The 13,569-nt window shown below is 75.0% G+C and carries 11 protein-coding genes; all 11 read left to right on the forward strand.

Annotated elements, in window-relative coordinates; translation table 11 throughout:
* Positions 1-1,074, forward strand: a 1,074-nt coding sequence (locus EF903_RS17095; RefSeq protein ID WP_312845935.1) for a ketoacyl-ACP synthase III family protein, incomplete at its 5' end; no start/stop codon positions are given.
* 91 nt (positions 1,075-1,165) lie between these two features.
* A complete protein-coding gene (locus tag EF903_RS17100) occupies positions 1,166-2,815 on the forward strand; it encodes a (2,3-dihydroxybenzoyl)adenylate synthase (RefSeq protein ID WP_125544102.1) in 1,650 nt (549 codons plus the stop codon).
* Entirely contained in the window at positions 2,812-3,129 is a 318-nt protein-coding gene (locus EF903_RS17105; RefSeq protein WP_125544103.1) for a phosphopantetheine-binding protein, read from the forward strand. Before EF903_RS17100 ends, EF903_RS17105 begins: the two co-directional genes overlap by 4 nt.
* Positions 3,126-4,667, forward strand: a complete 1,542-nt coding sequence (locus EF903_RS17110; protein ID WP_260615481.1) for an amidohydrolase family protein — start codon at positions 3,126-3,128, stop codon at positions 4,665-4,667. Before EF903_RS17105 ends, EF903_RS17110 begins: the two co-directional genes overlap by 4 nt.
* Entirely contained in the window at positions 4,664-5,443 is a 780-nt protein-coding gene (locus EF903_RS17115) for a 2,3-dihydro-2,3-dihydroxybenzoate dehydrogenase (protein ID WP_125544104.1), read from the forward strand. Before EF903_RS17110 ends, EF903_RS17115 begins: the two co-directional genes overlap by 4 nt.
* Positions 5,444-5,477: 34 nt before the next feature.
* Positions 5,478-6,137, forward strand: a complete 660-nt coding sequence (locus EF903_RS17120) for an isochorismatase family protein (RefSeq protein ID WP_125544105.1) — start codon at positions 5,478-5,480, stop codon at positions 6,135-6,137.
* Positions 6,134-8,059, forward strand: coding sequence for an anthranilate synthase family protein (locus EF903_RS17125; RefSeq protein WP_399421053.1), 1,926 nt, complete (start codon positions 6,134-6,136; stop codon positions 8,057-8,059). Before EF903_RS17120 ends, EF903_RS17125 begins: the two co-directional genes overlap by 4 nt.
* A 74-nt stretch (positions 8,060-8,133) precedes the next feature.
* Positions 8,134-8,409: a chorismate mutase gene (locus EF903_RS17130; RefSeq protein WP_125544106.1), complete on the forward strand. Its 276-nt coding sequence runs from the start codon at positions 8,134-8,136 to the stop codon at positions 8,407-8,409.
* A gap of 586 nt (positions 8,410-8,995) precedes the next feature.
* Positions 8,996-9,277, forward strand: a complete 282-nt coding sequence (locus EF903_RS17135; RefSeq protein ID WP_114059283.1) for an acyl carrier protein — start codon at positions 8,996-8,998, stop codon at positions 9,275-9,277.
* Complete coding sequence (locus tag EF903_RS17140) at positions 9,261-10,175, forward strand: thioesterase domain-containing protein (RefSeq protein WP_125544107.1); 915 nt, start codon at positions 9,261-9,263, stop codon at positions 10,173-10,175. Before EF903_RS17135 ends, EF903_RS17140 begins: the two co-directional genes overlap by 17 nt.
* Before the next feature lie 89 nt (positions 10,176-10,264).
* Positions 10,265-13,569 (forward strand): type I polyketide synthase (locus EF903_RS17145; RefSeq protein WP_125544108.1); only part of this gene is annotated, 3,305 nt, incomplete at its 3' end.

The following is a 13,569-nucleotide window of genomic DNA, read 5'->3' on the forward strand; positions in this document are numbered from 1 at the left end:
CGACCCGCCCATCCCGTACCGGACGGAGAGCTGACCACCATGCGGTTCGACAAGCTGTACCTCGCGGGCATCGCGAGTGTCCTGCCCGAGGTCGTGGAGACCGAGCGGGCCGTCAAGGAGGGTCTGCTGGACCCGGACGTGCGCGAGGCCTCCGGGATCCTGTCGGTGGCGGTCGCCGGGGACGTCCCGGCGCCCGACATGGCCGCGGAGGCAGCCGCGGCCGCGGTCCGCCGGTCGGGCCGCGCGCCCGGGGAGTTCGCGGCGCTGCTGCACAGCAGCGCGCACTTCCAGGGCCCGGACGGCTGGTCCGCGCAGCACTACGTGCTGCGCAAGGCGCTGGACGTGCCCATCCCGGCCCTGGAGGTCCGGCAGGGCTGCCTGGGCATGCTGGCCTCGCTGGAGCTGGCCGCGCACCGGCTGATCGCCGACCCCTCGCGTCCGGCGGTGCTGCTGACGGCCGCCGACAACTTCGGCACGCCGATGGTGGACCGGTGGCGGGCGTCGGGGCTGTTCCTGCTGGCGGACGGGGCGGCGGCGGCCGTGGTCGCCTCGGACGGCGGCTTCGCCCGGGTGCTGGCCGCCCGGTCGCTGTCCAACCCGGAGATGGAGGAGTTCAACCGGGGCGGGGAGGTCCTCTTCCCGCCGCCGGTGACGGTGGGCCGGCCGCTGAACCTGGAGGCGCGCCGGCGGTTCTGGCGGGAGCAGTGGGCCAACGGCGTGCTGCCCCCGATGGGGAATCTGGGCGAGCTGGTGTCCGCCGTCGCCGAACGCACCCTGGACGAGGCCGGCGTGGGCATGGACCGCATCAGGCGGGTCGTCCACATCGGGTTCTCCCGGGGCCCGCTGGAGGACACCTTCCTGGAGCCGCTGGGCATCGGCGCCGACCGCGGCGTGTGGGAGTTCACCCGGCGCACCGGGCACGCGGGGGCCGCCGACCCCGTGTCCGGGCTGGAGTACCTGCTCGACACCGGGCAGGTGGCGGCCGGCGACCACGTGATGCTCATCGGCGCCGCTCCGGGCGCCGAGGTCACCTGCGCCGTCCTGGAGATCACCGGCCCGCACGGCGGCCGCTGACCCGGGCCCCGCGGCGGGCCCAGCCCCTTCGCCGGCCCGCCGCCCCCGACGAACGTCCTCCCCGCTGCCACGCACAAGGAGACCGACCACCATGCTTGACGGCTGCACCCCGCCCCGTGAGCACCTCGCCGAGGCCTACCGGGCGAACGGCTACTGGCGGGGCGAGAACCTCTCCGCCCTGCTGCGCTCCTGGGCCCGCCGCTCCGCGGACCGGACGGCCCTCGTCCACGGCGCGACCCGGCTGACGTACCGCGAGCTCGACACGTGGGTCGACCGGCTGGCCGCCGGCTTCCGGGCGCACGGCCTCGGCCCGGGCGACAGGGTCGTCGTCCAGCTGCCCAACGCCCCCGAGTTCCCGGCGGTGTGCTTCGCGCTGTTCCGGCTGGGCGCGGTGCCCGTGTTCTCGCTGACCGCGCACCGGGCCGCCGAGATCGGCCACCTGCTGCGGGTGTCGCAGGCCGCGGCGTACGTGCTCCCGGCCGAGCACCGCGGCTTCGACCACCTGGCGCTGGGGCTGCGGCTGCGGGACGAAGTGCCCTCGCTGCGCTCGCTGTTCGTGCTGGGCGGGGTGCCGGCGGGCACGGCCGCGGTGCCGCTGGACCGGGTGGACGCCGAGCCGGTGGAGCTGCCCGAGCCGGACCCGTCCGATGTGGCGTTCTTCCTGCTGTCGGGCGGTACGACGGCCCTGCCGAAGCTGATCCCGCGGACGCACGACGACTACGCGTACCAGACGCGGACCGCGGCCGAGGTCAACGGGCTCACCGACCGGGACGTCTACCTGGCGGCGCTGCCCGTCGAGTTCAACTTCACCTGGGGCTGCCCGGGCGTGATCGGCACGCTCGGCGCGGGCGGCACGGTCGTCCTCGCCGACGGTCCGGCCCCGGACGACTGCTTCCGGCTCGTCGAGGAGGAGGGAGTCACCTTCACCTCGCTGGTGCCGACGGTGGCGCAGCTGTGGCTGGAGGCCGCCGAATGGTCGCCGCACGACCTGGGGACGCTGCGGACGGTGCAGATCGGCGGGGCGCCGCTGGCACCGGAGCTCGCCGCCCGGGTCGGCCCCGGGCTCGGGGTGCGCCTGCAGCAGGTGTTCGGCATGGCGGAGGGGCTGCTGTCCTTCACCCGGGCCGACGACCCGGAGGAGGCGGTCCTCGCCACGCAGGGCCGGCCGATCTCGCCCGGCGACGAGGTGCGGATCGTCGGGGAGGACGGGGCGGAGGTGCCGCCCGGCGCGACCGGCGAGCTGCACACCCGCGGCCCGTACACCCTGAGCGGCTACTACCGGGCGGAGGAGCACAACCGGACCGCGTTCACCGCGGACGGCTTCTACCGCACCGGCGACCTGGCCCGGATGACGGCCGAGGGCCGGCTGGTCATCGAGGGCCGCATCAAGGACGTCATCGTCCGCGGCGGCGACAAGGTGTCCGCCGGCGAGGTCGAGGGGCACCTGCTGGAGCATCCGGCGGTGGCGCGGGCGGCGGTCGTCGGGATGCCCGACGAGTGGCTCGGCGAGCGGATCTGCGCGTTCGTCGTCCCCGACGGCGAGCCGCCGACGCTGGCCGGGCTGAAGCAGGCGCTGCAACTGCGCGGGCTGGCCGACTACAAGCTGCCCGACCGTCTGGAGCTCGTGGACGCGTTCCCGCTGACCGGGCTCGGCAAGGTCGACAAGAAGACGCTGGCGGCCGGCCTGGCCGCCGCGGCGCACCGGCCGCTCGCGGCCTCGGCTCAGGGAGGGCCCCGATGACGAACAGCCCCACCGCCCCCGGCACCGCCACCGGCACCGCCGCGGCCGGCACCGGCCCGGAGGCCGTGACCGCGGCGCTGGCCCGGATCACCGCCGCCGTCATGAAGGTGGAGCCGGAGGACCTCGCCCCGGACGCCAACCTGGTGCACTGCGGACTCGGCTCGCTGGAGATCATGCGGGTCGTCGGGGCGCTGCGCCGGGCCGGCATCGCGGCGGGCGTCCGCGAACTGGCCACGGAGCCGACGCTGGAGGCGTGGACGCGGCACCTCCTCGAGGGGCAGAGCGCCGCCGAGGTCACCGCGAGGCTGGCGTGAGCGCCACCCCGGCCGAGGGCGGCGGGGGGCCGCTGCCGGAGCGGGCGCCGGCGCTGCTGGTGCGGGGCGGCTGCGTGTACACCGCCGACGCGGACGCGGCGATGCACCCGTCGGGCTCGGTCCTGGTCGTCGGGGACACCATCGCCGCGGTCGGGCCGGTCGCCGAAGTCGACGCGGCGGCCGCGGCGCTGCCGGCGCCGGTGCGGGCGGGGATGCGGACCGTCGAGGCCGGCCGGCACCTGGTGCTGCCGGGCTTCGTGAACGCCCACTGGCACGAGATGTTCGCGCTGCGGCTGCCGTTCAAGGGCGCGCTGCGCGACCCGCGGGACGCCTCCGACGAGCCGGGCGTGATGGCCCTGGGCGGGGACGTCCGCACGATCTCGGCGATGTTCGACACCTTCCAGGACGTCGCCGACGGGCTCACCCCCGGCGAGGCCGAGGCCGTCGCCCGCTACTCGCTGTGGACGCAGCTCCGCTCGGGCACCACCGCCCTCGGCGACGTCGGCTCCTTCAACCGCGCCGAAGCCCTCGCGGCGGCCGCCCGCACCGTCGGCGTCCGCTGCGCCGTCAGCCACTGGACGGGCGACGGTGTGTGTGCGCCCGGCGAGGGCCGCTTCCGGCGCACCCGCGACACCGACGCGGTGCTGTCCCGGCTGGAGGGGCTCCTCGCCGACTGCGCCCGGGACCCGTCCGGGCTGGTGACGGCCCAGGCCAGCGCCGCGTACGTGACGAACGTCAGCGACGGGCTCGGCAAGGGCCTCGGCGAGCTGGCCCGAGCGTACGACGTCCCGTTCGCCACGCACGTCGGCGCGCTGCGCCGGGAGGCGGACGTGATGCGGGAGTACCACGGCACGACCCCGGTGCGCCGGCTCGCGGACCTCGGGCTGCTCGACGACCGGCTGGTGGCGGTGCACTGCGCGTTCCTCGACGCGGAGGAGCGGTCACTGCTGCTCGCCGCGGGCGCGCACGTCAGCCACTCCCCCGCCAAGTACGGGCCGACGGGCGAGTCGACGCTCACCGAGACCCGCGCCATCCCGGAGCTGCGCCGGGCCGGGCTGGACGTGTCGCTGTCCACGGACGGCGGGGCGCTGCCGGTGGGCGGCATGCCGGAGGCGATGCGGGCGGCGTGGCACGCGTACACGGAGATGTACGCGGACAACACGGCGCTGCTGCCGACGGACGCGCTGGCGATGGCGACCCGGATAGCGGCGCGCGCCCTGCGCCGGCCCGACCTGGGCGCGCTGGAGCCGGGCCGGCAGGCCGACCTGGTGCTCGTGCCGGCCGGCGACTGGCGCTACCTGCTCAACCCGCGGCCGCTGGAGGGGTTCTTGAACCTCGGCGGTTCGGCGGACGTGAAGACCGTGATCGTGGCGGGCCGGGTGCTCCTGGAGGACGGCCGGGCCGTCCACCTGGACGAGGAGCGGCTGGCCGCCGACTACCTTCGGGCGCTGGCGTCCTTCTCGACGCGGCGGCTGGGCATCGCGCCCGAGGCCGTCGCCGGGGTGCTGGCGGGACACGTCAGGGGGGCGGAGGCATGACGGTGGAGACGGACAAGGTCGCGCTGGTCAGCGGTGCGGCGGGCGGGATCGGAGCGGCGGTCGCGCGGGCGCTGGCGGCCGAGGGCCGCGCGGTGGCCCTGCTGGACCGGGACCGGTCCGCGCTGGACCTGGTGGCGAAGGAGCTGGCGGAGGACGGGCACCGGGTCGTCGCCGTCGCGGCGGACGTGGCCTCGCCCGCGGAGGTCACCGCGGCCGTGGACCGTGCGGAGGAGGCGCTCGGCCCGGTCTGCGAACTGGTCAACTGCGCGGGCGTGCTGCGGATGGGGCCGGTGCTGGACCTGTCCGACGACGACTGGGAGGCGACGTTCGCGGTCAACGCGGGCGGGGTGTTCCGGCTGTCGCGGACGGTGGGCCGGCGCATGGCCGAGCGCGGCAGCGGCGCCGTCGTCACGGTCGCGTCGAACGCGGCGGGCACGGCCCGGATGAACATGTCGGCGTACGCGGCGTCGAAGGCCGCGGCAACGATGCTGACCAAGTGCCTGGGGCTGGAGCTCGCCCGGTACGGGATCCGCTGCAACACGGTGGCGCCCGGGTCGACGTACACGCCGATGCTGTACGGGATGTACGACCCGGAGGACGTGGCGCGCAGCTCGATCGAGGGCCTGCCGGAGTCGTTCCGCACGGGGATACCGCTGCGCCGGATCGCCGTCCCGCCGGACATCGCGGACGCGGTGCTGTTCCTGCTCTCCGACCGGGCCCGGCACATCACCATGCACGACCTCGTGGTCGACGGCGGCGCGACGCTCGGCGCCTGAGGCGACCGGCCCTGAACCCAGAAAGGAGATCGTCATGGGCATCCCGGCGATCGCACCCTATTGCATGCCGTCGGGCGGGGAGCTGCCCGTGAACACCGCCCGGTGGACGGTCGACCCTCGGCGGGCCGTGCTGCTCGTCCACGACATGCAGGAGTACTTCCTCCACCCCTTCCCGGCGGGCGCGCAGCCGCTGACGGACCTCAAGGCCAACAGTGCGGCGCTGCGCGGCAGGTGCGCGGAGCTGGGCGTGCCGGTGGCGTACACGGCGCAGCCGGGGGACATGACGCCGGCGGACCGGGGCCTGCTGAAGGACTTCTGGGGGCCGGGGATGACGGTGGCGCCGCAGGACCGGGCGATCACCGCGGTGCTGGCCCCCGCGGAGGGGGACGCGGTGCTGACGAAGTGGCGGCCGAGCGCGTTCTTCCGGACGGACCTGCTGGAGCGGATGCGGGCGCAGGGCCGGGACCAGCTGCTGGTGTGCGGGGTGTACGCGCACGTGGGCATCCTGGCGACGGCGAACGAGGCGTTCGCGCACGACATCCAGACGTTCGTGGTGGCCGATGCGGTCGCGGACTTCGACGCGGGGCACCACCGGATGGCGGTGGAGTACGTGGCGACGCGCTGCGGGATGGCCGTGACCACGCGGGACGTGCTCCGGCAGCTCGCCGGGGCCGGTGCGGGGGCGGTCCGTTGACCGCGGACGGCGGGGACCTGCTGGGCCGGATCCTGGCGGCCGGCCCGGCAGGCGCCCCGGCGGGCGGCGGCGGACCGCACTTCGCGCTGCTCCACCGGCCGGAGTCGGGCTCCGGCGGCGTGGACGTGCTGCTCGGGCGGGCCGTCGAGGTCCCGGACGGGGCGGGGCTCGCCGGGCTGCCGCTGCCGGCGGACGGCGCGCGGGGGCGGCACGAGCTGCTGGCCCTGCTGCCGTACCGGCAGATCCGCGAGCGCGGCTTCGCCTGTCCCGACGACGGGACGCCGCTGGTGGCCCTGGAGATCGCCGAGCAGGCGGTGGTGCCGTGGGAGGAGGTGCTGGAGCGGCTGCCCCGGGAGCCGCTGCGGACCTCGGGCGGGGCGTTCGACCTCGACGACGGGACGTACGCGGCGCGGGCGGCACAGGTGCTGGCCGAGGAGATCGGGCGCGGCGAGGGCGCGAACTTCGTGCTCCAGCGCTCGTACACGGCCGTGGTGGAGGACTGGGGTGCGGCGGCCGCGCTGTCGTTCTTCCGCCGGATGCTGCTGCACGAGCCGTCGGCGTACTGGACGTTCGTCGTGCACCTGGGCGGCCGGACGCTGATCGGGGCGACCCCGGAGCGGCACGTCAGCCTGGCGGGCGGCACCGCCGTGATGAACCCGATCAGCGGCACCTACCGCTACCCGGAGGACGGGCCGACGGAGGCGGGCCTGCTCGACTTCCTCGCCGACCCGAAGGAGGCCGACGAGCTGTACATGGTCGTCGACGAGGAGCTGAAGATGATGGGCCGGATCTGCTCGGAGGGCGGGCAGGTAGTCGGCCCGTACCTGAAGCAGATGGCCCGCCTGGCGCACACCGAGTACCTGATCCGCGGCCGGACCGGGCTGGACGTCGTGGACGTGCTGCGGGAGACGATGTTCGCGCCGACGGTCGTGGGCAGCCCGCTGGAGAGCGCCTGCAAGGTGGTGCGGAAGTACGAACCGGAGGGCCGCGGCTACTACAGCGGTGTCGCCGCGCTGATCGGCCGTGACGCGGACGGCGGGCGGGCCATGGACTCGGCGATCCTGATCCGCACCGCGGACGTGGACGCCTCGGGCGCGCTGCGGCTCGCGGTCGGCGCGACCCTCGTCCGGGACTCCTCGCCGGAGTCGGAGGTGGCCGAGACCCGGGCCAAGGCGGCCGGGCTGCTGGCGGCGCTGGAGCGGGAGGCGCCGCCGGCGGAGCCGGTGCCGTCGTTCGGGGACCGCCCGGCGGTGCGGCAGGCGCTGGAGGCCCGGAACTCGGCGCTGGGCGGGTTCTGGCTGGCCGATCCGCAGGCGCGGGCGGAGGCCCGGCCCGGCCTGGCGGGCCGGCGGGTGCTGATCCTGGACGCCGAGGACACGTTCACGGCGATGGCTCGGCACCAGCTGGCCGCGCTGGGGCTGCGGGTGTGCATCCGCCGCTACGACGAGCCGTACGAGCCGGGCGCGTACGACCTGGTGATCGTCGGGCCGGGTCCGGGCGACCCCCGGGACGCCGGCCACCCGAAGATCGCCGCGATGCGCGCGGCGACGGAGCGGCTGCTGCGCACCGGGACGCCGTTCCTTTCGGTGTGCCTGGGGCACCAGGTGCTGAGCATCCTGCTGGGGCTGGAGGTGCGGCGGCGTCCGGTGCCGCACCAGGGCGTCCAGCTGAAGATCGATTTCTTCGGCCGGCCGGAACTGGTCGGCTTCTACAACACGTTCGCCGCGCACAGCCCGGAGGAGTCCTTCCGGTGCGCCCGCCGGCCGGGCACCGTCCGGGCGTTCCGGGACGCGGCGACCGGCGAGGTCCACGCGCTGGCGGGCCCGGGGTTCGCCTCGGTGCAGTTCCACCCGGCGTCGGTCCTCACGCAGAACGCGACGCAGATCCTCGCGGACCTGCTGGCGGCGGCCCTGCCCCGCTGACGCAGGAGGCGGCCCGCGGGCCGCTCCCGCGGCATCCCTGACTGCCTTTCACACCTCACCGAACGGGAGTAGCCATGCCTTTCGCAGCCACCCTGGACGCCGGCCTGCGTGACGAGCACGTGGCGGAGCTCGACTCCACGATCATCGAGCTGGTCCGCCGCCGCTCGGAACTGGTCACGCGGCTCCAGCAGGCGAAGAGCCTGGCGGGCCTGCCGCGCACCCAGCTGGGCCAGGAGACCGAGATGCTGAACCGCTACCGCTCGGCCCTCGGCGCCCAGGGCACCACGCTGGCACTGCTGCTGCTCAAGCTGGGCAACCGGCCGGACCTGCTGCCCTCGGCCGGCGCCTGAGCCGCCCGCGGCCCGCCCTGCCCGCACCGCGTTTCCGCACCGCCCCCGCGACTGCTCCTGCGGGGTCCCATGAGCGCCCTTCCGGCCACTCCGGAGGGGCGCTCGTCCGTGTGCGGCGCACCATCCCAGGAGCCGGAAATGTCTGGTTCCTCCCGTTATTCGAGGCGGCTCCTCGATGTGAACTCAACGCCGGGTGGAGGCCCGACAGGCATGTCCCGGACAGCGGCGGGAATTGCTTGCCACACCATCCGGCACCTGCCTACTGTGCTGGACAAGGACAGGGGCAAGGCACGGGGAAGAACCCGTGGAATTCACAGGATCCGTCTTCTCCGTCTTCTGTTTCCGAAACCCGCCCGGGGGGGTGCCACATGTACCGCACCATTTCCTTCCCCGCCGCCGGCGGAATCACCGGGGCAGGGGTCCCGTAATTTCTCCGACGCCTCTTCCCACCGCCGCGCAGCACCTGCCGGCAGTGCGGCGTCAGGGCGGCCCGGACGTGCGCGGACCGCGTGCGACGGCCGTTGCCGGCCTTCACCCCCCCTTTCAGACCGGTCTTCCGGAATTCACGGACCAGGGAGGAACCAACGTGCTCGTTGTGACGGCGTCAGAAGCCCAGCAGTGGCTCGTCGAGAAGATCGCCCACAAGCTCGGTGTGGAGCAGAGCGAGGTGTCGCCGGAGCTTTATTTCGACGAGCTCGACCTCGACTCCACCGAGGCTCTGATCCTCGCCGGGGAAATGGAGAACTGGCTCGGATTCGAACTCGGCACCACCACCCTGTGGTACCACCCCACCATCAAGGACCTGGCCGCCTTCATCGCGGAGGAGTCCAAGACCCGAGCCGAGGAACGGCATGCGGCTGCGTCCTGACCGGACTCCGGCGCCCGTCCGCCGGCTGAGCACCGCCGCGGCCGGCGCCGACACGGTGTACCTGGTGCACCCCGGCGCGCTGGACGCCGAGGTGCACCGGACGCTGGCCGCGGCGCTGCCGGCCGGGTCGGGGCTCACCGTCCTCGACCTGTCGGCGCTCCCCGAGTACTGGGAGGCCGCGCTGACGGGCGGCCGCGCCGCGACCACCGTCGAGGACCTGGCCGGCCGGCTCGCCGCTGAGCTGCTCGGCGCCCGCGCCGAGGACGCCCGCGCCGGCGGCTCCCCCACCGGCGGCTCCCCCACCGGCGACGCCCGCCCGTACACCCTGGCCGGCTGGTCCTTCGGCGGCGTCGTCGCCCAGGCCCTCGTCGAGCGGCTCCCGGCCGGGCAGCGGCCCCGCCGGCTCGTCCTGCTGGACAGCATCGCCCCCACCGATGCGTACAAGCCGTCCGACGAGGAGCTGGACCCCACCCTGCTCCTCGGCTGGTTCGCCCTGTACCTCGGGGCGAAGCGCGGCACGCCGGTGGCCCCGGACCCGGAGCGGCTCGCCGGCGCGGACGTCGACCGCGGCCTGGAGGCCGTCCTGGACGCCGCCGTCGCCGCCGGCGCCCTGAAGGCCGGCACCCCGGTGTTCGGGCTCCGCAAGCTGTACGACACGTACGTGGACGGGCTGCTGCGCAACAACCGGCTCACCACCCCGTACGAGGCCGTGCCGTCGAGCGTGCCGCTGGTCCTCGTCACGGCCGAGGGCAGCCTGATCCCCGACGACCCGACGCTCGGCTGGGAGCCGCTGGCACCCCGCGGGCTCACCCTGCACCGCAGCCCCGGCGACCACTACACCATGCTCAGCCGCCCGGACGCCGCCGCCCTGATCGCGCAGCTGGTGCACGCCGCCTGACCGCCGCCCGCTCCTGGCAGGCCCTTCTCCACGATGACCGGCGGACCCCGGCCCACGGCCGATCGCCCCGAGACCCTGAGAGCTCTGTCGTGAATTCTCCGCAGCCCGTCACTCCGCCGTCGGACAGCCAGCTGGACCGCCGGCTGGCCCGAGACCCGATCGCCATCGTCGGCCTCTCCGCCCTGTACCCGAAGTCGCCCGACCTGCGCGAGTTCTGGTCCAACGTGGTCGCGGCGGCCGACTGCATCGAGGACGTGCCCGGCACCCACTGGGACCTCTCCGAGCACTACGACCCGGACCCGTCGGCACCCGACAAGACGTACTCCCGGCGCGGCGGCTTCATACCGGACGTGCCGTTCAACCCGCTGGAGTTCGGCCTGCCCCCGAACACCCTGGAGGTCACCGACGTCCTCCAGCTCCTCAGTCTCGTCGTCGCCCGCGACCTGCTCAAGGACGCCGGGGCCGACCAGCCCTGGTACGACGCCTCCCGCACCGGCGTCGTCCTCGGCATCACCGGCGCCAACCAGCTCACGCAGCCGCTGACCGCCCGCCTCCAGACCCCGGTCATCAAGGAGGTCGTCCGCAGCTGCGGCCTCACCGACCGGGACGCCGAGGAGATCGCCGCCAAGTTCCGCCTCGCCTACGCCCCGTGGGAGGAGAACTCCTTCCCCGGCATGCTCGGCAACGTCGTCGCCGGCCGCGTCGCCAACCGGCTCGACCTCGGCGGCATCAACATGACCGTCGACGCCGCCTGCGCCAGCTCGCTCGGCGCGGTCCGCGCGGCCGTCAGCGAGCTGCTGGAGCGCCGCTCCGACACCATGCTCGTCGGCGGCTGCGACGCCGAGAACACCATCTTCATGTACCTGTGCTTCAGCAAGACGCCCGCCCTGTCGAAGTCCGGGAACATCCGCCCCTTCGACAAGGACGCCGACGGCACCCTGATCGGCGAGGGCATCGGCATGCTGGCCCTGCGCCGCCTCTCCGACGCCGAACGCGACGGCAACCGCATCTACGCGGTGCTGCGCGGCATGGGCACCTCCAGCGACGGCCGCTTCAAGTCCATCTACGCGCCCCGCGCCGAGGGCCAGATGGTCGCGCTGCGCCGCGCGTACGAGGACGCCGACTGCTCCCCCGCCAGCGTCGAGCTGTTCGAGGCGCACGGCACCGGCACCGCCGTCGGCGACGCCACCGAGCTGAAGGCGCTCACCTCCGTCCTCGCCGAGGCCTCCGACGCCAAGGCGTACGCGGCCGTCGGCAGCGTGAAGTCCCAGATCGGCCACACGAAGGCCGCCGCCGGCGCCGCCGGCATGATCAAGCTGGCCATGGCCCTGCACCACAAGGTGCTCCCCCCGACGATCAACGTCCAGGAGCCCGGCAGCTCGCTGCAGCCGGGGGCCGGCCCGCTGTACGTCAACTCCGAGGCCCGCCCCTGGATCCGCCACCCCGAACGGCCCAAGCGCCGCGCGGCGATCTCCTCGTTCGGCTTCGGCGGCACCAACTTCCACATGGTGCTGGAGGAGCACGGCGACGGCGACGACCTGCGCGCCGGCCACCAGGTGGCCGCCGTCCACCTGTGGCACGCCCCGGACACGGCCGCGCTGACCGAGCTGCTGGCCGGCGGCGCCCCCGCCACTGCGGGGCCCGTCCCCGAGGGCAGCGCCCGCATCGCGCTCGTCGCCCGCACCGCCGGCGAACTCGCCGCGCTGCGCGACACCGCCCTCGGGCAGCTGCGCGCCCGGCCCGCGGAGGAGGCCTGGTCGCACCCGAAGGGCATCTGGTTCCGCCGCCGCGCGGCCGCCGCCGGCAAGGTCGGCGCCCTGTTCTCCGGGCAGGGCAGCCAGTACGTCAACCCGGGCAGGTCCGCGGTGATGGCGCTGCCGCCGCTGCGCGCCGCCTTCGACGCCGCGAACCGGCAGTTCGAGGGCGCGGCCGCGCCGCTGTCGGCGGTCGCGTTCCCGCCGCCCGCGTTCGACGACGCCGCGCGCAGGGAGCAGGAGGCCGCGCTGCGGGCGACCGCGTACGCGCAGCCGGCGATCGGCGCCCTGTCCGCGGGCCAGTACCGCTACCTGTCCGAACTGGGTTTCGCCGCCGACGGGTTCCTCGGCCACAGCTTCGGCGAGCTGACCGCCCTGTGGGCGGCCGGCTCCCTCGGCGACGACGCGTTCTTCGCGCTCGCCCGGGCCCGCGGCAACGCGATGTCCCCGCCCGCGGAGGAGGGCTTCGAGGCCGGTGCGATGGCCGCGGTGTCCGCCCCGGAGGAGCGGGTCGCCGAACTGCTCGCCGCCGTCGACGGGGTCGTCGTCTGCAACCGCAACGCGCCCGACCAGATCGTGGTGGGCGGGGCCACCGCCGAGGTGGAGAAGCTGATCGCGGCCGCCAAGGAAGCCGGCGTGCGGGCCTCGCGCCTGCCGGTGTCGGCGGCATTCCACACGCCGTTCGTCGGGCACGCCGTGGAGGCGTTCCGCGGCAGCGTCGACGCGGTCGACGTCGCCGCGCCCGCCGCCCCCGTGTTCGCGAACACGCGGGGCGCCGTGTACGGCACGGACACCGCCGCGAACCGGCGCATCCTGACCGAGCAGCTGCTGAACCCCGTCGACTTCGCCGCCCGCGTGGAGGAGATGTACGAGGCCGGGTTCCGGGTGTTCGTCGAGTTCGGCCCGAAGGACGTGCTGGCGAAGCTGGTCGGCCGGATCCTCGGCGGCCGCGAGCACACCGTCGTCGCGCTCGACGCCGGCCCCGGCAAGGACGCCGACACCGCGCTGAAGCAGGGCGTGGCCCAGCTCGCGGTGCTCGGCCTCCCGCTGGAGACCGCGGACCGGTACGGGCCCGCCGCGGAGGAGGAGCAGGCGCCGAAGAAGGGGATGTCGATCCTCCTCAACGGCATCAACTACGTCTCGCCGGAGCGCAAGGCCGCCTACCGCGACGCGCTCGAGAACGGGTACCGCATCGCGGTCCCGACCCTGCCGAAGGCCGCCGCCCCGGCGCCCGCGGCCCCGGCCCCGGTCCCGGCCGCCGCCAAGGCCCCGGAACCCGCCGTCATGGAGACAGCCCACGTGGACAACGACCGCCTGGCCGATCTTGTGGCCGACCACCTTTCCCTGCACGACGACTACCTGACGGGCCAGCTGCAGAGCGCCGAGCGCCTGACCGGGCTCCTGGAGCGGGCCGCCGAGCAGGGCCGGCTGAGCGAGGTCCTCGACGCGGTCAACGCCGTCAAGGAGCACGGGCTCGACATCGGACGCAGCCACCTGCGGGCCAACGAGATCCTGCGCGACCTCGCCGGACTGGAGCTCGGCGCCGCCGCCGGCGCCCCGGTCCGCAGCGCCGCCCCCACGCCGGTGTCCGCGCCGGCCGCCCGGCCCGCCGTGGCACCCGCCCCGGCCCCGGCCGCGCT

It is taken from the genome of Streptomyces sp. WAC05292 (genome assembly GCF_003949955.1).
Lineage (GTDB): Bacteria > Actinomycetota > Actinomycetes > Streptomycetales > Streptomycetaceae > Streptomyces > Streptomyces globosus.